At 40.3% G+C, this 20,235-nt stretch carries 19 protein-coding genes and 1 pseudogene; 11 read left to right on the top strand and 9 right to left on the bottom strand.

The features are described 5' to 3' along the window. Positions 1–8 precede the first annotated feature (8 nt). From csy3 to FCN25_RS14780, 4 genes are all read left to right on the top strand, one after another. Positions 9–1,064, top strand: coding sequence for a type I-F CRISPR-associated protein Csy3 (csy3, locus tag FCN25_RS14765; RefSeq protein ID WP_137226050.1), 1,056 nt, complete (start codon positions 9–11; stop codon positions 1,062–1,064). A gap of 19 nt (positions 1,065–1,083) precedes the next feature. Further along, on the top strand, positions 1,084–1,677 hold the full coding sequence (gene cas6f, locus FCN25_RS14770) for a type I-F CRISPR-associated endoribonuclease Cas6/Csy4 (RefSeq protein ID WP_254693655.1): 594 nt from the start codon (positions 1,084–1,086) through the stop codon (positions 1,675–1,677). A gap of 500 nt (positions 1,678–2,177) precedes the next feature. Continuing rightward, complete coding sequence (locus tag FCN25_RS14775) at positions 2,178–2,426, top strand: hypothetical protein (protein ID WP_137226054.1); 249 nt, start codon at positions 2,178–2,180, stop codon at positions 2,424–2,426. A gap of 690 nt (positions 2,427–3,116) precedes the next feature. After that, complete coding sequence (locus FCN25_RS14780) at positions 3,117–3,749, top strand: chromosome partitioning protein ParA (protein WP_254693656.1); 633 nt, start codon at positions 3,117–3,119, stop codon at positions 3,747–3,749. Between the two features lie 266 nt (positions 3,750–4,015). Here the strand turns inward: FCN25_RS14780 and FCN25_RS14785 are convergent, their stop codons facing one another. The 3 genes and pseudogenes from FCN25_RS14785 to FCN25_RS14795 form a co-directional block, all read right to left on the bottom strand. Beyond that, positions 4,016–5,083 (bottom strand): IS91 family transposase, encoded by a 1,068-nt coding sequence (locus FCN25_RS14785; protein ID WP_137226056.1) that lies wholly within the window; start codon positions 5,081–5,083, stop codon positions 4,016–4,018. After that, positions 5,080–5,997 (bottom strand): annotated as a pseudogene (locus FCN25_RS14790) (tyrosine-type recombinase/integrase). The gene FCN25_RS14785 and the pseudogene FCN25_RS14790 overlap by 4 nt, the downstream one beginning before the upstream one ends. Positions 5,998–6,597: 600 nt before the next feature. Continuing rightward, positions 6,598–7,218: a hypothetical protein gene (locus tag FCN25_RS14795; protein WP_137226058.1), complete on the bottom strand. Its 621-nt coding sequence runs from the start codon at positions 7,216–7,218 to the stop codon at positions 6,598–6,600. Between the two features lie 283 nt (positions 7,219–7,501). On the opposite strand from FCN25_RS14795, the gene FCN25_RS14800 reads away from it, so the two are divergent. The 3 genes from FCN25_RS14800 (at position 7,502) to FCN25_RS14810 (ending at position 9,203) form a co-directional block, all read left to right on the top strand. Then, entirely contained in the window at positions 7,502–7,879 is a 378-nt protein-coding gene (locus FCN25_RS14800) for a hypothetical protein (protein WP_137226060.1), read from the top strand. Between the two features lie 70 nt (positions 7,880–7,949). Further along, positions 7,950–8,300 (top strand): hypothetical protein, encoded by a 351-nt coding sequence (locus tag FCN25_RS14805; RefSeq protein WP_137226062.1) that lies wholly within the window; start codon positions 7,950–7,952, stop codon positions 8,298–8,300. Positions 8,301–8,660: 360 nt separating this feature from the next. Next, positions 8,661–9,203, top strand: a complete 543-nt coding sequence (locus FCN25_RS14810) for a hypothetical protein (RefSeq protein ID WP_137226064.1) — start codon at positions 8,661–8,663, stop codon at positions 9,201–9,203. 416 nt (positions 9,204–9,619) lie between these two features. Here the strand turns inward: FCN25_RS14810 and FCN25_RS14815 are convergent, their stop codons facing one another. Further along, a complete protein-coding gene (locus tag FCN25_RS14815; RefSeq protein WP_137226066.1) occupies positions 9,620–9,976 on the bottom strand; it encodes a helix-turn-helix domain-containing protein in 357 nt (118 codons plus the stop codon). Between the two features lie 135 nt (positions 9,977–10,111). On the opposite strand from FCN25_RS14815, the gene FCN25_RS14820 reads away from it, so the two are divergent. Together FCN25_RS14820 and FCN25_RS14825 are read left to right on the top strand one after the other, a co-directional pair. Next, positions 10,112–11,479: an aldehyde dehydrogenase gene (locus tag FCN25_RS14820; RefSeq protein ID WP_137226068.1), complete on the top strand. Its 1,368-nt coding sequence runs from the start codon at positions 10,112–10,114 to the stop codon at positions 11,477–11,479. Between the two features lie 96 nt (positions 11,480–11,575). Continuing rightward, a complete protein-coding gene (locus FCN25_RS14825; protein WP_137226071.1) occupies positions 11,576–12,370 on the top strand; it encodes a 2OG-Fe(II) oxygenase in 795 nt (264 codons plus the stop codon). A 26-nt stretch (positions 12,371–12,396) separates the two neighbouring features. Here FCN25_RS14825 and FCN25_RS14830 read toward each other — a convergent pair whose 3' ends face one another. Together FCN25_RS14830 and FCN25_RS14835 are read right to left on the bottom strand one after the other, a co-directional pair. Further along, a complete protein-coding gene (locus FCN25_RS14830; RefSeq protein WP_137226073.1) occupies positions 12,397–13,353 on the bottom strand; it encodes a pyridoxamine 5'-phosphate oxidase family protein in 957 nt (318 codons plus the stop codon). A 26-nt stretch (positions 13,354–13,379) separates the two neighbouring features. Then, positions 13,380–13,733: a VOC family protein gene (locus FCN25_RS14835; RefSeq protein WP_217495315.1), complete on the bottom strand. Its 354-nt coding sequence runs from the start codon at positions 13,731–13,733 to the stop codon at positions 13,380–13,382. A gap of 208 nt (positions 13,734–13,941) precedes the next feature. On the opposite strand from FCN25_RS14835, the gene FCN25_RS14840 reads away from it, so the two are divergent. Next, on the top strand, positions 13,942–14,484 hold the full coding sequence (locus FCN25_RS14840; RefSeq protein WP_137226077.1) for a TetR/AcrR family transcriptional regulator: 543 nt from the start codon (positions 13,942–13,944) through the stop codon (positions 14,482–14,484). Positions 14,485–14,611: 127 nt separating this feature from the next. On the opposite strand, the gene FCN25_RS14845 is transcribed toward FCN25_RS14840, so the two are convergent. The 3 genes from FCN25_RS14845 to FCN25_RS14855 form a co-directional block, all read right to left on the bottom strand. Further along, complete coding sequence (locus tag FCN25_RS14845; protein ID WP_175405884.1) at positions 14,612–16,336, bottom strand: RluA family pseudouridine synthase; 1,725 nt, start codon at positions 16,334–16,336, stop codon at positions 14,612–14,614. 170 nt (positions 16,337–16,506) lie between these two features. Beyond that, on the bottom strand, positions 16,507–16,890 hold the full coding sequence (locus FCN25_RS14850; protein WP_137226082.1) for a VOC family protein: 384 nt from the start codon (positions 16,888–16,890) through the stop codon (positions 16,507–16,509). 113 nt (positions 16,891–17,003) lie between these two features. Continuing rightward, on the bottom strand, positions 17,004–18,314 hold the full coding sequence (locus tag FCN25_RS14855; protein WP_137226084.1) for an AarF/ABC1/UbiB kinase family protein: 1,311 nt from the start codon (positions 18,312–18,314) through the stop codon (positions 17,004–17,006). Between the two features lie 223 nt (positions 18,315–18,537). Between FCN25_RS14855 and FCN25_RS14860 the strand changes: the two genes are divergently transcribed. Then, on the top strand, positions 18,538–20,112 hold the full coding sequence (locus FCN25_RS14860; protein ID WP_137226085.1) for a sulfotransferase: 1,575 nt from the start codon (positions 18,538–18,540) through the stop codon (positions 20,110–20,112). The last annotated feature ends 123 nt before the right edge of the window (positions 20,113–20,235 follow it).

Consider the following 20,235-nt stretch of genomic DNA (forward strand, 5'->3'; position numbering starts at 1 on the left):
GGAGCTTTATGGAGTTATGCAATGTTTTAAAATATGACCGTTCTTTATACCCAGGTAAGGCCGTTTTTTTCTATAAAACAAACGATAATGATTTTATTCCCCTTGAGGCTGAAATAAGCCGGATTCGTGGTCAGAAGGCTGGTTTTACTGAAGCGTTTACACCTCAATTTAAACCTAAAAACTTGGCACCTCAGGACTTGGCTTATTCTAATCCTTTGGTAATAGAAGATTGCTATGTTCCTCCAAATGTTGAATATCTTTATTGCCGTTTCTCTTTGAGAATTCAGGCTAATTCACTTAAGCCTGCTGGATGCAGTGAACCTGAGATCTTTGATTTGCTAACGGATTTGGCCGAAAAATTCAAAGAGTGTGGCGGTTATAAAGAGCTTGCGACGAGATACTGCAAAAATTTGTTATTGGGTACTTGGTTATGGCGCAACCAAAATACAGGTGATACTCAGATTGAAATCAAAACGAGCTCGGGGAAATATTATCAAATAGTCAACACTCGACAGCTTGCATGGGAAAGCGCTTGGCCTTCTGATGCACAGCAAGTTTTAGAGGCGTTAAGCGAAGAGATTTACCATGCTTTATCTGATAGTTCCATATTTTGGAGTGCAGACATAACCGCCAAAATTCAAACTACTTTTTGCCAGGAAGTCTATCCAAGTCAAATTCTTGGTGAGAAGGCTGCTAATGGTGAAGCGTCTAAACAATTTTCTAAGGTTAAATGTATCGACGGTCGTTTAGCTGTTAGTTTTAACTCAGTAAAAATAGGTGCTGCACTGCAATTGATTGATGATTGGTGGGACGATGATGTCGACAAGCGATTACGTGTTCATGAATACGGTGCAGACAATGAGGTAGGTATAGCGCGACGAACCCCTGAGTCTAAACGGAGTTTTTATTCTTTATTCGTTAATACTGAACTTTATCTGAGTGAGCTTGCTAAGCAGATACACAGCACCGAAAACGCTATAAGTGATGATATTTATTATTTATTTGCTGTTTTGATAAAGGGTGGGATGTTCCAGAAAAAAGCTGAAGCTAAGAAGAAGGTATAGCATGGAACGGTATTACTTTATGTTGCGCTTTGTACCAAAAGAAGCAAACTTGGCTCTATTGACCGGACGTTGCATTTCTATCATGCATGGTTATATCTGTAAGCATGATATTCAAGGTCTTGGGGTAAGTTTTCCTGCTTGGTCAGGTGAGTCTATTGGTAACATTATCGCTTTTATCCATACTGATTCTAATGTTTTAAATGCTTTGAGGCTGCAATCTTATTTTCAAGATATGAAGGAGTGTGGCTTCTTTGAGGTTGGTGAGGTTAGCACCGTGCCAACAGGCTGTGGTGAAGTCAGATTTAAGCGTAACCAAGGCATTGCAAAAATGTTTGTTGGCGAGGCCAGGAGACGGTTAAAGCGATTGGAACAAAGGGCATTGCTCAGAGGTGAACATTTTGAACCAAAAAAAAATAGTGAACTTCGAGAATTTGATACTTTTCATCGAATCGCAATCAGCAGCCAAAGTAATAACCAAGATTACATTCTCCATATTCAAAAATGCATTGTAGAAAAACAAGATAAAGCTGTGTTTAATCGCTATGGCTTTGCAACGAATCAGGAGTTGAATGGCACTGTTCCTGATTTATCTAATTTGCTAGATGGTGATTAACGATATTTTTTAAAAGCTTAGTAAGTTATTGAAATATAGGTTTAATAATCGCCTTTGGTTTGTGATGGTATTTAGTCATATTTCATTTTTAAGTATTGATTTTATGCAGTTATTTTTGGTATGTTCATTGTGACCTGCCGAATAGGCAGCTAAAAATTATGACGAGCTAAGAAGTGCTGGTGCCATGCTGTGACCTGCCGAATAGGCAGCTAAAAATTCTGCTTTGTTTGCAGAATATGGAACATACGAGTGACCTGCCGAATAGGTAGCTGAAAATGTCAGTGAAATACATCCAATTAATCATGCTTTTATATCTGCCGTATAGGCAGAAAACCTCTTCTTGATGTTATGAGAAGAGGTTTTTTATTGTTTATGATACACAAAGAACTCAACTAACTTCTGCCTCAATGTTTGTTACGAGCTTGATAGCTAATATAAGTGAGGCTTTGATTTTGCTAGACTCTAACTAATGTATTGTCCTATATGTGAGGAGGGAGATTGTGAGCAAGAAAATATATTCAGAAAGCGAACTCGTAGAAGGGTTAACTCCCTATAATACTCATGCCGATGAGCTAGCTTCAGCCTCACTATCCGAGATGGGGTTAAAAGCGTCTGAAAGCGATTACACAACGGCACTAAAAAGAATTGAAGCCTTATTAGATGCTGAGCTTAATACGCCAGAAGGTGATGTGCTTGAAAAGCTCATTTCTTTTGTTGAAGCATATGAGGATGAACATCACCCGATATGAACCAATCCAACCTACCTTTGCCCCAAAGTTAGCTAGGGAGACAGTTTGTTTATATCTTGTTTATCAGCTTTTGTCATATTTCATCTAATGTGAGACGAAAAATCAAGAGATGACCTCACTGTTCGCCAAAAAAGGACTAGAGTGCTTCATTCCTAACACCTCAATACAGCAGTGTACCTACACAGTCGTATTGGCTTTTCCAACACATCAAGCCAAAAAATCAACAATCATTCCCAATTTACTATTGTGGGGTGTTAATAAACTATGTAAATTCAGTAGGATGAAAGTGTGCGACCTTGAATAGCTGAGATAGCAGGCAAGTAAAGTGTGCGACTAAGTTTTATCAATAGGTGTATTGGATACAATTTGGTTTAATTTGTCGTAATGCATTGTATTGATACAGATATAAGGCTTGATGCCCGTGCACGCTTTCTTGAGGGGACTTGGCAAAACGCGCAGGTCGTATATACAAACGTTAGGCTACATTAGGTATTAAACTATGGAAGTATTAATCTACTGGATTTCTAAAGTTCCAAACGTTATTTGGAGTGCGATTATTGCGTCATGCCTTACATTTTTCGGAGTATATCTAACAAACAAAGGAAATGCGAAGCGCCAAGCCTCGGTACTTCTCCATGAAAAAGAGAAGTTTCAATTTGAGCAAAAATTAGCACTAAAAAAGAAGTTTTTTTGAATGTTGCAAGTTCCTTTGCTGATGTTTTGGGAGTTATCCCAAGACTGATGAATCTAGAGATGTCAGAAAAAGATATTAATAAAAATATTGAAGGCCATAGCGGTATTGTCGCTAAATCATATTTAGTCGCTAAGGAAGAGTCAGTTGCGGATATTTTGAACTATTCCGCAGAGATTGCTGAATCGCTGCTTATTTTAATGAAAGAGAGGGCTATTCTTTTAGATCATAAAAAGGCTATTGAGATTTACCAGTCTACTATTGCGACTGCAAACGCAGAGAAAAACAGAATCTTGTTGATGATGAAAGAGTTTAACTTTCAAGGCAGAAAAGATCCGAATACTTTTGACTATTTAAGCAAAAGTTATGAAACTCAAGAAAATATCGTAGTTAGCAGCACAACAGCTATGGAAAAACAGAAAGCCATCTTAGGTCCACTGAATATAAATTATGCAAGACAGTGTATTAAAGAACATGGCCGCTTATTATCATTACTTCCGCCAATGACCATTGCGTTAAGAAAAGAACTTGATAATGATGGTGACTCTGATGTTTTTGTAACTGCCTTAAATAATAACATTTCAAGGATGAACAAAGCATTTGGTGGTTTATTTAATGAAGCTGAAGCCTAACTAATAAGGATAGGCCGCGCGAAGCCGCGTCCTTATCCCAAGTGTTGAACAAGCCCGAACACCTGAAAGTGACTCTTTATTATGTAATTAACAGCTCGAGAAAACGCGCTGTTTGATGTGATAGTTATCGTGCTAATTTTCTGTAGTCAGCAAGCTCCCTTAGCCCCCTCTGCTAATTTTTTTAACACTATATTTCAGTATCTTAAATTAACCCTCCACGGTATTCAGTTAAGCCATTATCCTTATTATCATTTTCAACATTAGGTTCAGGGTATTAAGTTTGTCGGTCGTTTCACTATGCCCATAAAGTGCATTGGTTGCTGACAACAGGGGCAACGGCGTGTTGCTAATCTGCGCTTTATCTCGGGAATGATTGGAAATACAGCCCCAGCAACCGCCAGCATCAGTTGTATTTGTAGCCTGAGTTTTTTAGCATTGCCTCTGAGTAATCCATAGTCTCTCACTCGTCGTAACCCTTTCGGTAATACGTGTTGCAGTATTAACCAGAGAAATTCAGTAGCGGGTAAGGTTCGTACTTTTGTAGACTGAGTTTGACTGTCTTTATACTCAAAACTAACAAGCCCATCGACATCACTTTTGATGCTTTTGTCTGGCAGTACGCCGCGATAAAGATAGCGTGATAGATATTGCAGTGCAGGCAAACCTTTACCCATATGCTGGCAATCAACCACCCACTTTTTCGGCAGTGAGGTTGGCAGTTTGAGATTCAGTTTTGCCAACTGTTCCAGTAAACGTGCGCGCCACACTTTAGCTAAATTGAAAGCGTTGAACAGGTATTTGCCCTTATTCTTTTTCCAGTGTTGTTGGGTTTTGTTGAAACTGCCCGCTGGAATAATAAAGTGAATATGCGGATGTAAATCTCGCCGCCGGCTGTGAGTATGCAGCACGCCAGTGAAACCAATATCACCGGCAAGTTTTGGTGAGTTAAGTGCAAAGTCTTTGAGCACACTGGCAGCCACTGAAAACATGGCTGGATAGAGTACTTCCGGTTGATATTTAGCAACCACACGCAGCTCATATGGCAAAGTAAATGTCACCATAAAGTAATCGACAGATAACAATTTAGCCTGTTGCTTAGCTAACCAATCTGCTGTGGTGTTGTACTGGCATTGGGGACAACTGCGATGACCACATGATAGCGGGAAATCTGCTGTATGAGTACACCCCTTACAAACCCAGTGGCTAGCTCTTTGGGTGTGAACGCGACAGCTCAGCATGGCATTAATGGCATGGCGCATTGATGTTGTTATTTGGCCATCATAAGCTTGATTAAACGCATCAAGATGGTCACGTAAAATATCGATAAACTTCATATCTCGCACTCCCACTTCAACACCAAATTATTAGTGAGCTGGTTAACCGACAAGGCCGTGTTTTTACGGGTAATATGAGTGAGACGTGTATACCTTGCTGTGGTGTTTAGGCTGTTGTGACCGAGCAAGTGTTGTACTGAGCGTAAATCTAATCCTTGCTCTAGCAAATGAGTCGCATAGCTATGACGTAAATTATGTGGACTGATAGATTTGTGAATGTTGCACTCAGAAATCACTTTTTTCATGGCCTTTTGAATACCACCGCGGTCCATCAGCGAGTCTGGCTTGCCATCTTTACCGGGAAATACATGCCGAGGATGGCGATGGGTTTGCCAGTAATACCGAAGCGCTAACAATGTGCGTTATGGTAAAGGTACTAGCCTATCCTTGCCGCCTTTGGCGTCACGAACATGCACCTGCATCAACGCTGAATCGATATCGCCAACCTGTAATGAAATTGCTTCACCGAGGCGCAACCCCATACTGTATAAGGTTAAAAAGCACACTTGATATCGCAGCTTATGGGTGAGGCTAATGACGATTGAGACTTCGGCAGGGGTTAGAATATCCGGTAGGCGTTTGACCTGCGGCGGCTTAACAATGTTGAGCCACTCCCAAGATTGATTAAGGACATACCGGTAGAAAAACTGTAATCCATTGCGGTCGAGTTTTACGGTACTCCAGGAGTGAGAGGCAATTAAATCAGCAAAATAACGCTTCAAATCATCGGTTGAAAGGTTATCAGGGCAACAGTCAAAATAAGCGCTAATGCGCCTCACGGCGCGACTGTAAGCATCGATGGTAGCGGGGCGCTTGCCTTGCAGTGTTAAATTGGTAAGATGTTGTTGATAAAGAAAATCAAAGCGTTGTTGTTCGTGAGCGTCCATAGTCATACTCCTAGAAAAATGCCTCATTAGGCGGGTCTAGTAAGTATTTATGATGAAGCTAAAGATGGGTTTTTATCTTTTTCTGCCGCAGAGCGGCTTCGTTCAACAAAGCCAGTCAGCAGGACGCAGCAACCTGTCACGATTTGTGCGTACCGCACAAAGACGCGCTAAGTTGCTACGCAGTTGATGGCGGCGTTAATCTAAATTCACCATACTTATCATAATGCGAATAGTAAGTGTTAGAGCTTAGGCACTAACACGCTTCTGTCCAAAAGCGAGTGACTTACTCTTCAGTCATGTTATCGTGTTTTCTCTGCTGATTAAGAGTGAAGCAATAAACATAAGTAGAGATGTGACTATTTATGCATATTGTGCTGCATAAATCGAGTTTTACACAATTTTGTCACGATTATGCGCAAAACATATCGATTAAGCGCTAAAACACGCGAAAAATGCACTTTAATAAACATTAAAGTGCAGATCTACCTTTAAATCAGTAATATGCAGTGTAATTTGTATAACTTCTATCAAGCTGGCCAATCTGTGTAGGCGACTACAGTTAGCCCTCTTTTTATGGGGGGGAAGTGAGTTTTCTATAGTCTCTTTATACGTAAAGAAGAGCCCTAATTAAAATCCATTCTTAGTTTTTTTCTCTTTGCGTTCTTGAACTTGATTGTACTCTGCACTGGCATATGAAACGTTTAAGTTCTGAATGCCTTTTTTGAAATTTTGACTGCTAGAATTGTCATAGAAGTCACGATCAAATTCTCTTTTTGCTACTTCAATACTCGATCCATCTTCTTGTTTGAATACATGCGTAGTCCAAGTTACAATCGCCTGCAACTCTTTTGTATTGTAATCGACTTGATTGGAATCTTTCTTTTTGGCGGAGTAGGTACCGTAATTTGATCCAAGTAGTTGCGTAATTTGATCAAAACTCTCCTGAGATTTAACTTCAAGAGTATATTGGCCCTTCCATAGCTCGCAAGGTTTCGTCAATGTCTCTTTTAGTTCGGTGCAACCTTCTTTGAAAGTGTAATTGAGACTATCAATTTCATACCCAGCGACAGTATCTTCAATATCACCATAGCTCATAAACGTACCAAAAAGGACGTCGGGTCTACCTCTAACCTCAATAATTTGATTGCGAGATGAACCCCAATCAAAACCATCAAAACTATTAATTGGTTTTGCACTAACTGAGAGTGAATAAATTGAAAATAGTGCCAGTAATTTAAGTAATTTCATTAGTATTCTTCCTTGATATGCCTGATTTCAACAAATTATATCTGTTTTCGATGCTAGAGTGTCCTTGACAATGTCTTGAATTGTCAAGTAAATTTGGCCATTACTTTGTTGGGGGGGGATCCTTTATGTTTAATGAATTGCAGCTAGTACACTTTAAAAAATCATGCTCGTTTTATTCAGTTCAATGTTTGAAACAGTTTGGGCTATAGGAGTCGGCAACGTTGCTGGTCACCTATCAACCTGAGAGCATTCAATTTTATTGTCAGTTAAGTTGTTTACTATTTTGGTTGAGAAAAATGAACATCCACGGATGTTGGATGACTTGAATGCTTTTGTTAAAAAAACGGGCAAGTTCGAACTAGAAGACAGTTCAATCGAGCCTATTCGTGATTGGTTTGATGTTTTAAGCGATGAAACCCTCAAGAGCTTTAAAAGTACAATGTACGAAAAACGTCGGAAGAAAATCCGCGTTACACATGAGACTCAGGTAGCGCTTCAGACATTGAAGGAAATACATAAACTCAAAAGTGTTAACGATGTGATTATATATTTGTTGGATATATATAACGAAGGCCAAGAGATTGGTGGCCCAAGACCCTATGTGCATACTATGTCTGAGTCATTATACGATAAGTTTGATGAGCCAGTCTTGCCTTTATAACCCAGAGCTAGTGTAGCAATGTACTCGTATCATTGGGTGCTAGGAAAGCTTAACTAAAGGGATTTATGTCATGGGAAGACATTACAGACGTAGAAGTCACGCTAGCCAGATAATATCAGATTCAGCGTTTATAGGTTCTAGATTGCCTTGGTGGGGGGCTTTGTTATTTGGTCTTGTCACTTTTGTACTGTTCTATTTCATTGTCCCCTCTTGGTTAGAAGCAAAAATTGCTTCTGGTGAGGGTAGTGTTATCTACCCTGCTATTGAAGCTCTCTTTAAACGCATAATGCACCTTTTTGAATGGTTAGGCATAGTCTGCGGCCTTATTGGGTTATTTTTCTGTGTTCGTAATTTTTTGGTGATTGTAGTGGTCAAGCAAAAGTGGCCACGACTTTGTAGTCAACTTGTTTGTTTGGCATAGAATAAGTTATCAGAAAATTCAGATGCACTTGTTCATCGTAACTCGGAATTGTCCATAAACGGTTTAGGGTGGTGACTCATTTCCCCAAAGTTTGTTTCCCTCCTAATTATGCAAAATCAAATATTGAGTAATAGTACCCAAAAATAAAGCCAATGATGTTTAAGCTTTCAAGCAGAATTCCCATGCACATGTAGTCGGCTGGTATATTTGGAGTATTTGAAGTAAGTTATTGTAAGTATATTGAATAATAATTCGTATTTAGTCTTCTTTTTCGTGGCAAATTCACATGCGTGTTAATCCCAATAAGTGCGCATGCGAACTGTACAAATGCTATACGATTTTCAGGTTGAGGTGTTTTCAATGAAAAAGGTAATCTCAGTTACAGTCTTAGGTTTGTCAGTCTTAGGTTTGTCATTATTGGGGTGTAATCATAATTATGAAGGGGAGTATTTAGCGACAGAAGGAGTTGACTGTACCCTAAATTCTAATATAAATAATAACGATGTTTTTCTTGAAATTAGTCTTCAGAGTGAAGGTTATACTGCTATCGCACCAAGGGTGTTAAATTTGGGGCTGGGATCTACAAGTGATGGAACGGCATCGCTATCTGAAGATGATATATTAAATTTTAACTTTTCTAAACGTGGACCGAGAGTAAGGGGAGTACCTACAAATCCAAGCCCCTTTAAGTCGGTCTCAATGTCAATAAAGGTCCATCCAACCAAGCATAATCATATATTAATTCATGAGTCGTATGCTTCACTCATTGACGATAATAATGGCTATATAAATTTGTTAAAAGCCGACCAAAAGCAGCCTAACTATATCCCTCTTTGTTTAATCAAAAAAAATACAATAAACTATCTATGGTTAAGCGCTAAAACGTTTTTTGTCCAAAAGTGAGTTACTAAGAGATGCGCTTTCAGTTGTAATAAAATGACAATTCTTAATTATAGTATCTAGATGCCGTTCCGATTTGTCAGACTATGGGTACATTTTATGTCAAAGTATGGTTATATCTTTTCTGTAAGTTATTGAAAGCTGGAAGTTGCCTATGTCAGACTTTGCTTCCAGCGACATTAATTAGTAGACAATATCGCTTGGGCGCTGCGATATTGTTAGTACTAAATTGATTGCTCAATGACGTTAAATATTACCGCTATTGGTCTGTGACCACAGAATTAACATGAGGGACAAACTAACGAGCGGTGATTTTTTCTAATTCGCCATTTTGTTTCAAGGCGTTCAAAGCTTAGCGCATACTTTTTGCTAATGTTTCATCAGTATCTTTATGGTGAGTAACAGACCATAGTACTTTGCTAAACAACGTATTCATCAGCCCAATCTTTTAAGCGTTCTAAAATGTCTAAGGCTGTGCGGCCAAAATCGGTTATAGCATAAGACACCGCAATAGGACGATCACTAATCACATGACGAGTCACTAACCCTTGGGCTTCTAATTCTTTAAGGCGTTGGTCGACCATTTTTTTACTTGCCCCGCCTAGCATGCGCGATAAATCATTAAATCGTACTGGGCCATCTTGCAGGTGCCATAAAATGGATGCTTTCCATTTACCGCCTAATACACGCATACCGCGCTCGACCGAGCAGGGTTCAGCACAAGCATTGATAACTTTTTTTTGACCGTTAGTCATTGTTTCAATTTTAGTTTTCATTAATCCAACCTAGGTTACCAAAAGTATACTAGTTGCTTTTGTATTCCATTGTATCAAAATGGTTATCAATAAATCTATTCATCTATCAAACAAACCGGCTAGCGCCACTTTAATACCATTAAGGAATGTTTCTCTATGGCAGTATTAACCTCTTACGATCCCACGAGTTATCACAAAGTTGATGGTGGTGAACACATTGAAGCCATTGCGGTCGGTAGTGTCGAAATAACCCCTATTGAGCTGTTACCCACAGTGATAAGCAATGCGAAAGTTGCTCAAAAAGCTTGGGCAAGTTTGCCGTTAAAAGAACGCCAACAATATGTGGTTAAAGCGTATCAACAGCTGGTGGACGTGCAAGACGAGCTTGCAACACTTATTGGTCAAGAAATGGGTAAAGATTATCGTCGCGCTACTTATGAAGTGGGAGGAACGATACAAAATGCGCCTTATTTTGCCAGTGAAATAAGTGATACCTTAACGACTGAGCAAATTGATAATCGTACGGAATTACAATATCGACCATTAGGTGTAGTGGCCGTGATTTCGCCTTGGAACTACCCGATAGCCATGGCCAATAACTTACTGATGCCTGCGCTTATAGCTGGTAACAGTGTGATATTAAAACCGTCGGAATTGACGCCTTTAGTGGCTGAGTTGTTTATTAATACACTTAATAAAGTACTACCAGAACATGTGTTGCAAGTGGTTCAAGGTGATAAAGCCCTTGGCCAAGCATTAGTGGCTGCAGACATTAATATGGTGGCATTTACAGGCTCAATGGCCGCTGGTAAAAACATTATGGCCAATGCAGCTTCTGGCTTAAAACGTTTGGTAATGGAGCTGGGTGGCAATGACCCCTTGATTGTTATGGCCAGCGCCAATATCGATTCTGCGGTTAGATTCGCTGTCGCCAGTTCGTTTGAAAACGCCGGACAGATGTGTACCTCAACGGAACGAGTTTATGTTGATGAGCGTATTGCCGATGAGTTTGAACAAAAAGTAGTAGCTTTAGCCAGCCGCTATCGCGTAGGCGCATGGGACGCAGCGAATGTGAATATTGGCCCGATAGTGAATCCAACCCAGCACCAAAAAGTGGTTGAACAGTTGCAAGATGCTAAAGCCAAAGGCGCCAGCTTTTTACTGGGTAGTGATAATTATCCATTACCGTTTATTCAACCTACAGTGGTCACAGGGATTACCCCTGAGATGCTGATCGAACGTGAAGAAACCTTTGGTCCTGTAGTGGCAATCAGTCGTTTTAGTGACATTGATGAAGCCATTCGTCGTGCGAATAACAGTGATTATGGTTTAGCAGCAGTGGTGTTTGGTGGCCAAGGTGCTAAAGCGGTTGCTGAGCAACTTGATGCTGGTATGGTTGGGGTTAATCAAGGTGCTGGTGCAGGTAATGCGCCATGGGTAGGCGCTAAGCAAAGTGGTTTTGGCTTTCATGGTACAGCAGCAGGCCACAGACAATTTACTCAAGTACGTGTGATGAGTTATTAATTTTTTTGGATTAACCCATATTGATGAGTAAGCAGTCGTTAGCACACTTTTTAGTAAAACATTACTAGTCCATTTTATGGTTAAAGGTATAAATAAATGAACACAACAGATGTAAATTCAGATTATTTTGTCGTGGCACGTGAACCCGGCGCTGAACATCCTGCGTTGCCAACATGGGCGAACCACAAAGCCAATATTGCAGAGCTTAATGATGCGGCTTTGACTGAAACACAGCAGTTAACCGTGAGTAAAAAAATGTTAGCCGAAGTACCGGGTGCGTTTCAATTGCTCAATGTATTGACGCCAGATGAGTGTAAACGGTTAATTTCGGTCAGTGAGTCGATGGGCTTTTTACCCGACGCCGCTGTGTCACTGCCTCGTCATGTTCGTCATAACGACAGTTTAACCTGGGTCGTCGATAACACCACTGAGCAAGTTATTTGGAATAGAGTTAAATCGCTTATGGATGACAACCTAGGGATTTTTGGTGGTAAAGCAGCCTTAGGATTAAATAATCGGTTTCGTTTTTATCGCTATAACCAAGGTGATTTTTTTAAGCCTCATTCAGATGGTTCGTGGCCGGGCAGTCAAGTTATAGACGGTGAATTAGTGCAAGATGCTTTTGGTGATCGCTACAGTCTGCTGACATTTTTAATCTTACTGACAGAAGACTTTGAAGGCGGTGCAACGCGCTTTTTTGTCAATGCCGACAATCCAAGTTTACCAGCCAAACACGGTGATAATATGCGCCAAGTTGATGTGCGAACACCGGCGGGGAGTGTATTGTGTTTTCCACACGGCATGCACCCGTTGCACTGCATTCACAGCTCAGAGCCTATTTTTTCTGGGGTTAAATACATTATTCGTACCGATGTGTTGTTTGAGCTATAACACTGGCTATCTTATAACATTGGCTATCAAAACGGGTTGGTTTGACGGTAAGCTAACCCGTTAGTGAGTTGTTCTACTTTTAACGGGGCAAAGCACAAGGTTCGTTCAGTTAGAGCAACGGCATTTTTACTCTGAATATCTGTTGTATTCGCTAACTCTGCACTGCCTATTTGTTCTATATCCTGCCACATTATCTGACTTGATACCGTTATGTGCAATGCATGACCTTGTTGCCAATCGCAAAATAGTAAACTGGCAATAGGATTTTCGAGCAAGTTACCTAAAGTATTAAAAAAGCCATTACCGACATAATCATTAACCAATAATTGTCCTTGCTCGTTTATTGATACAAAGCCTGCGGGGCCGCCTCTATGTGAGATATCTGCACCTCGATTATTCAGTTGCTGGCCATCATCAAAACGACTGCCAATAAAGAAAGCGTCGGCATTAGTAATGAGTAGCCGATCCGCCTGACTAAGTTGGCTTCGTGTTGTTCTGGAAAACTCCCCATAATCACTGTTTGGTAGCAACGCTTTTGGTTGAATGTACTTAGGGCAATTACCATAGCTTTGTAATACTTTTACGCGAATGCTTTTTTGATTGATGTCGGTAATAACGCCATTAATGCGGTTACGTCTTTTAGTTTCAAATACGATGCCTAATAAACCGATCCGATCACCTACATTGAGGTGATCGTTAATAAAATCACCCATCGAATATTGAGTGTTTATCACTAATTCTGTTTCGGTAATTGATTGGACAAAGCCTGGCGTACCGAATAACACACTTGCATTGGTGTGTAATGGCTGCTCGGCATAACCGATAAATATCATCGACAGTGATTCGAAAAAATCTCGATGCTGTTGCGGCAGATACTGACGAATAAACTTAGGCCCAATCTCGGCCATACGCTTTTCGGTTCCTGCTCGCTGTTGCATCGTCAGCTCACCTTGATGCCAGCTGGGCGCCAGTTGCTTGTCCATTGTTATTCCTTATACCAAGTGCGCGATTACGCGATCAATTCAAGCCTAATGCCACCGGGAATAGTGCACATCATGTGATGAATCGGTAAGTCGCCTAATGGCTCTGGTGCAAATTCAATGTCTACATTATCAAGTTTCGCTAGTCGCTGATGTATGTGTTGCAGTTGCTCAACATTAGCCATTTTTAGCGCAAAATGATGCAAACCAACATTCTTATAGCGGTCAAAATTGACCATTTGGTTAGTATCGCTAATTTGCCATAGCGTTAGCATAACGGTGCCGTCTGAAACAAAAATAGCCGGGTAGTCTGGTTTTTCACCCACTTGTTTAAAATGCAGCTGCTCGATGAAAAATGTGGCTGTTTGTTTGATATCTGGCACACTGAGGCCGAGGTGATGAATGCCCAAGGTGCTCAATGAGGTTGTATTTGAGCTTGGATCAGTTGCTGTGCTTCACATGGTTATAACCCTTAATTTTTGAATGTAAATCGGTGGTGAACAAATCTGTCTACTATCGTAGGTGAACAGAACTGTTTACGTCAAGTTAAAAGTTGCTATAATTTATGCTCAGTCATTGAGGTAGATAGTCATGCAACCAAGAAAACAACATTTAATCGACACTGCGTTAGGCTTATTTAATCAGCAGGGTTACCACGCTACTGGCATTGATTTAATTTTGGCGCAATCAGGAGTGTCTAAAGCGACGCTATATAAACATTTTCGTAGCAAAGATGAGTTAATTCTGGCGACATTACAACAACGTCATCAACAAGTCCTTACCTCTATTAGCGCTAAAGTTGATGCCGCGGTTCAAGCTGGTAATTCTGGTGTGTTAGCGATTTTTGATGCACTGAATGAATGGTTTAATAACGGGCACTTTTTTGGCTGTAATTTTATTAATGCCAGTGCTGAATATGCCGATGCTCATAATCCGATACATGTATTTTCAGCCCAACACAAACAAGCCATTGTTAAACTTATTCGCGCACAATTACCTCTACATGATGCAGATAAAGCAGATCAAATCGGTTTGCTCGTTGACGGGGCGATTGTAATGGCCCATACCCGAGGTATAAAAACATCTGCGTTAATGGCAAAAGATATGGCCCAGTATTATATTCAACCCAAATGAGTTCATTACACTGGGTGCAATGGGTAAACCTTGCGATACATTCGGCCTATGAAACAGACCATAAATGAATTGTTTCTAAAGCCATAGGCATTAACGATATAGTAATTCCTATTTAATAATTTAAGTATTATTCAAAATCTGCTTTTACTTCAAATACCATTTCTTCATTTGTCACCGGATGATTTAAGCTTAAATACTGCGCATGTAAATGCAAACGGTTAGTCGCAACACCGTATAAATCATCTCCAACTATTGGCATATGTAAACCATCATGATGGGCACAATGCATCCGTAATTGATGAGTACGTCCGGTTTTTGGGTACAAGTGTATTAAGGTGCGCTTTTCTTGCCGTTGGTGTACTTGCCAGAATGTCTCGGCATGCTTGCCATGCTCGTAACACACTAACTGCTTAGGACGATCGTCTAAATCTACCCGCAATGGCAAACTAATATCGCCTGTGTCCTGATTAGGTACACCTTCAATTAACGCGATATATCGCTTTGTTACGCTGCGCTGAATAAACTGCTGTTGCAGGGCTTTATTGGCTTCTTTTGTGAGTGCAATAACCATTAAACCTGATGTAGACATGTCTAGGCGATGAACAATCAGCGGCCCCGTCGCATTAGGGAATTGTTGCTGCATACGGCTAAATACCGAGTCGGTGATATTTTTGCCTGGTACCGATAATAACTCTGCGGGCTTGTTAATAATCACTATCGCATCATCTTGATAAATAATATCAATGTGTTGATCTTTACCTGGATTAATCAGCAAGGGGTCGTCATCAACCTGCATACCTTTAAGCATGTGGGTCAAAATAGGTCGGCATTTCCCATGGCAAGCTGGGTAGTAGTTTTTGTGTTGTTTTATCTCAGATTTCGGCGATGAGCCCCACCAAAACTCTGCCATCGCAATTGGAGTAAATTGATGAGTAAACGCGTATTGCAGTAACTTAGGTGCTGCACATTCTCCGGCACCAGCAGGCGGTAAATGATTCGGCGCGTCATTGAAGATATCGTTTAAATCACGCGCTTCACCCAAGGTATTTAAAAACTGATATTGGGCAAAGAGCTTTTTTTGTAATCCATTTGAAAGTTGTTTACGTTGTTGTTTTAACTTTTTTATTTGCTGCTGAAGTGAATCTAAGGCCACTTTAGTCGTTTCAATTTGAGTCTGCCACAGCTGCTTTAATGCATTTAACTGATGTTTTTGTTGCACGCTTTGACGGCTTAAGTCGATAGACAAGGTTTTATGGCTATCGTCGCTAATGCTTGCTTGTGCTAATGCCGTATCCGCTTGTTCACGTTGCAGCTTACGCTGTTTTCGACCTTCAACAATTGCGCTACGTTGCTGCTCAAGTTCACTTTCTGCTTGATGTTGTTGCGTAGCTAAAGTTGTGGTTAATGTCGCCAGTAACGGATTCGCTTCTTGCTGACTAATCGATAGGTTAATTTGGTTAATTTGTTTATTATCACTACTAAAAAAGCTGTCTTGGGTCAGCATATCAAACACCGGCGGCACAAACGGTGGCAAGATATTTTGATCGGCTAACTTACCTGAAAATGACGCTAAAAACCCAAGTTGTCCGAGTGTGTCTTTAACCACCAACACACCAAACATCTTACCAATCACCATGCCACGGTCATTTTCGCTGTCTAAGCCAAAATTATGCCCCCAAGGGTTAGCTTCAAGTAATTCCAGCTGCAACTGCTGCGCAGCCAATATGGTTAATGGATGAGGTTGATAATAAAACGGGAAAGTAAAAGAGCTAGGCAACCCTTGTTCGGCAAGCGTGTTATTGAAAGCAATTACATCACTAAAAGGAATAAAACACGGGTCGTTAACAGACATCAAAAACACACTCACTACACCAAAGGGCAGCTATTTTACCCTGTAGTTGTTTGTGATGCATCTCTAACTACAAATAATCAAAAAAGTGTGACTTAGGTTTTTAGCGCAAATAGTGGAAATTTAAACGAACAGGTAATCTTTCACTCAGACTACCTGCCGGAATAGCGTTATTACTTAGCAACTCTATGCAAAGCACAAATCTTGTTACCGTCTGGATCACGAAGGTAAGCTAAATACAAATCAAACCCCGGTCCTGAGCGAACACCCGGGGCATCTTCACAGGCTGTACCACCACTAACCAATCCGGCGGCATGCCATGCATCTGCTAATGCGGTAGTATCTGCAGAAAAACCAATAGTGGTGCCATTACCGTGGCATGCTGGTTCACCGTTTATGGGTTTTGTTAATGCAAAAATACCTGTTGGTGTTATATAAAAGCAACGACCTTTGTCATCAATTTTACCTGGCGCAATACCTAATGTGCCTAAAATGGCATCATAAAATTTCTTCGATGTATCGATATCATTAACACCAATCATAATGTGACTAAACATAGTAACTCTCCTTGTGTAAATTCAATTGAATTCAATTTTTAATAATCCATCTTTATCAACACGATGGATTTATCTTGTTGATGTGTTTTTTAATCGTTCTAAGTTAAGGCTATTTAATTGTGATAAGCAGCAAATAATTTTCTCACATCTACCTTGGCTTTTAGCTTTGCGGCAAGTAAATAGGTACCTGCTAATTTACGATGAATAAAAATAGCATCGGTTGGCGGAGTATGCCATTCATTTTGTTGGGTACTCATTGCTTTACCTGCATGAGTAATACGCTTTGCTAAGTCGCTTTGGCCAAAGTCGTATTCGCCCTCAAAACGTAGTGGCTCACAAGCTTGGTAGAAAATATCAATAATCAATTGCTGATGGGCGGGGTCTATTTCATCTTGAAAAAAGCCAATTTTCTTAGCTGCTGATGTCATTTGAACTTTATTTTGATTCGCTGCACCTAGCATGAGTTCATGGTAACCATGGGATAATTCATCACTAATCGTGCGGGTGGCGCCAAAGTCGAAAAGTACGATTTTTTGAGTGTCTGTTTGATACTGAAAATTGGCAAAGTTAGGATCTGACTGAACTAATTTAAACTCGAATAGCTCTTTAAAACATAAACCCATTAGCGCGCTAGCAATGTGGTCTCTTACCTCTTGTGACGCTTGCGCCACCGACTCTATGGCCACTCCTTCAACAAACTGCATGGTTAAAATACTGTTGTTACTGAGTTGCTTGTACACTTTTGGGACAATAAAACTGGAATCTTCACCCAGTTGTTGCCTATAAAGCGCTATTTGTTGGGCTTCGAAGTGATAATCCGCTTCATTATGCAGTTGGGCTTTGGCTTCTGACAGTAAGGTATCCAGTTTAACGTTTGCAGGAATAAGACGTGATACTTTCAATAACGTCGCTACGTTGTCGATATCACTGTCGATGCTGTCTCTAATACCTGGATATTGAATTTTAATCGCCAGTTTTTCACCTGTATCTAAATAGGCTAAATGCACTTGGCCGATGGATGCAGCGGCAAAAGGGCGCAGTTCAAATTGGGCAAAGGGAGCTAGCCAGTCTCGACCCCAATGCTGAACTAGTAATTGAGTTAACTGCTTGTGCGGCATCGCTTTAGCATCAGAACGTAGCTTTGCCAATATTTCTGCTAATTCGGGAGGCACTAAGTCGCCAGCATCCATTGACAGCATTTGGCCCACTTTCATCGCGGCGCCGCGAAGTTGTGACAGCTTATCGGCAACATGACCAATGTTAGTTGGGGTCATTACTAGCTGTTGTAACTTGGGTGATTGACCTTTACTAAGCTGTTTTGCGCCTTCAAGCAGTACGTTACCCGCTAGACGAGAAGCCAGTCCACCCATTTTTGATAATCGAGATAGGCGGCTAGTTGGTACTTTGGATTCATTATTTTTCATGATAATTCTCTTGGGACTCGTAAACGGGGATCCAATATGACTATTGTACGCTTAAGTTAATTATTTCGTTCACTATTGGTAATGATTTTCGTCTCAGTTTTTCGCCCCAAGATTCTAATGATATTTATGTTATTCTATGGGTACAGTACTGATTGAACTAAGTTATTTGACTTAGATTCAGTCTAGAATAGTTGATTTGTCATTATAATAAAAAGGACCTAGTTTGAGTATTATTGAACAATATTTGAGCCAAGCGGAATCGCTGTTTCATTCTAAAAATTATTCGTCTGCGAGAATGTACGCCCGTAAAGTGGTTAAGCGTGATGATAAACATGTCGGTGCTATAGCATTATTAGGCCATATTCATTTGCAGCAACAACAATATACTGAAGCTGAAGGCTATTTTGTTAGTGCAGCATCTATTGAACCCAATACGGTGCCAGTGTTGACTGGCTTATTGGCTATTGCTGAAGTAAAACAAGACTTTTTCTTGGCAAAATCGCATTTGTTACAATTGATTGATGTGCAAGCTAACGTCGGAGAATTTCAATACAAACTCGGATTAGTCGCCACAAAAGTTGGCGATATGGCTTTGGCTGAACAGTGTTTTGAATGGTGTGTGGCACATGATTTTTCTGAGCCCGCTGTACAGCTTAATTTAGGTCATATCTATAAAGCCAAAGGCGAAACAGAAAAAGCGGCCAATTTTTATCATCAATATAATCAATTAAACCCAAAACAAGTAGGTGTGGGTTATTGGAGCTTAGCTGATTTAAAGCAGTATCGATTCAGCACTAATGATTTAACCTTATTGCAAGGTTTTGCAATCGATGAGTCGTTAAGCAAACAAAATCAGGCGCTGGTGCATTTTGCTTTGTGCAAAGCCTACGAGCAAACACAGCAAATTGATAAAGCGTCTGAGTCGATGTTATTAGCCAATAAAATCATGATGTTGCATAGGCCGTTTAAACAAACCCAGTTTGCCAATATTGTGTTGTCACTACTTGGGCATACACCATCTCCACATATTGCTGAATTACCAACACTTAATCAAACGCCTATTTTTATTGTCGGGATGCCTCGTTCTGGAACTACATTGGTGGAGCAAATTTTGGCGTGCCACACAGATGTTGGGGCGACCGATGAATTACCGTTTATGGAACGCTTTGCGTTACAAATGGACATGTCGGGTGGTTATAATGCAAGACTAAGTCAGCTTTCTGCTAGTCATATAGATCTGTTTCGCAAACGGTATTTAGCCGAAGTGAATCATTACTTTGCTGATGCTCCAACCTATGTAATAGATAAAAACCCAAATAACTTTTTGCACATTGGCTTAATTAAAACCTTATTCCCTCAAGCAAAAATCATTAACGTGGTGCGTAATACAGTCGATAATGGCTTGAGTGTATTTAAGCAATATTTCAGTTTTGGTCATGACTATTCGTATTCGTTTCCCGGTATTTCGAGTTACTGGCAACACTATTTAGACATCATGCAACACTGGGATAGGTTGTACCCGAATGAAATTTTACATGTCTGTTTTGAGCAATTAGTGCGAGAGCCTGAGTCACAAATTCAACGCATATTGGATTACTGTGGGTTACCGATTCAAGCGCAATGCTTTACCTTTTATGAATCTGAACGAGCCGTATTAACGCCTAGTGCTAGCCAAGTTAGGCAGCCTATGAACCTTAAAGCAATTGGTCAGGCAGACAAGTATCAAGCTTTTATTCCTGAGCAAATAGCCGAGTTGGATGCCATTGCGAAAAAAGCAGCACTGCAATTTTTTGGTTAACCAGAACTTGGAATAAGAATTTGCTATTAGCCAAAACAACATAGTTTGGCTGACTTTACCAAAATGGCGCATAAGAGCGCCATTTTTTATAAATTTTCATATTAATCAGAGTTTTTCTCAATC

It is taken from the genome of Shewanella sp. MEBiC00475 (assembly GCF_005234075.1).
In the GTDB taxonomy this organism is placed as follows: domain Bacteria; phylum Pseudomonadota; class Gammaproteobacteria; order Enterobacterales; family Shewanellaceae; genus Shewanella; species Shewanella polaris.

What these genes read in the sequence shown, in the direction of transcription:
- FCN25_RS14840 (WP_137226077.1), top strand. Translation starts at nt 13,942, where the DNA reads ATGCAACCAAGAAAACAACATTTAATCGACACTGCGTTAGGCTTATTT.
- cas6f (WP_254693655.1), top strand. Translation starts at nt 1,084, where the DNA reads ATGTTGCGCTTTGTACCAAAAGAAGCAAACTTGGCTCTATTGACCGGA.
- FCN25_RS14830 (WP_137226073.1), bottom strand. Translation starts at nt 13,353, where the DNA reads ATGGACAAGCAACTGGCGCCCAGCTGGCATCAAGGTGAGCTGACGATG.
- FCN25_RS14850 (WP_137226082.1), bottom strand. Translation starts at nt 16,890, where the DNA reads ATGTTTAGTCACATTATGATTGGTGTTAATGATATCGATACATCGAAG.
- FCN25_RS14855 (WP_137226084.1), bottom strand. Translation starts at nt 18,314, where the DNA reads ATGAAAAATAATGAATCCAAAGTACCAACTAGCCGCCTATCTCGATTA.
- FCN25_RS14785 (WP_137226056.1), bottom strand. Translation starts at nt 5,083, where the DNA reads ATGAAGTTTATCGATATTTTACGTGACCATCTTGATGCGTTTAATCAA.
- FCN25_RS14805 (WP_137226062.1), top strand. Translation starts at nt 7,950, where the DNA reads ATGGGAAGACATTACAGACGTAGAAGTCACGCTAGCCAGATAATATCA.
- FCN25_RS14795 (WP_137226058.1), bottom strand. Translation starts at nt 7,218, where the DNA reads ATGAAATTACTTAAATTACTGGCACTATTTTCAATTTATTCACTCTCA.
- FCN25_RS14810 (WP_137226064.1), top strand. Translation starts at nt 8,661, where the DNA reads ATGAAAAAGGTAATCTCAGTTACAGTCTTAGGTTTGTCAGTCTTAGGT.
- FCN25_RS14845 (WP_175405884.1), bottom strand. Translation starts at nt 16,336, where the DNA reads ATGTCTGTTAACGACCCGTGTTTTATTCCTTTTAGTGATGTAATTGCT.
- csy3 (WP_137226050.1), top strand. Translation starts at nt 9, where the DNA reads ATGGAGTTATGCAATGTTTTAAAATATGACCGTTCTTTATACCCAGGT.
- FCN25_RS14820 (WP_137226068.1), top strand. Translation starts at nt 10,112, where the DNA reads ATGGCAGTATTAACCTCTTACGATCCCACGAGTTATCACAAAGTTGAT.
- FCN25_RS14815 (WP_137226066.1), bottom strand. Translation starts at nt 9,976, where the DNA reads ATGAAAACTAAAATTGAAACAATGACTAACGGTCAAAAAAAAGTTATC.
- FCN25_RS14825 (WP_137226071.1), top strand. Translation starts at nt 11,576, where the DNA reads ATGAACACAACAGATGTAAATTCAGATTATTTTGTCGTGGCACGTGAA.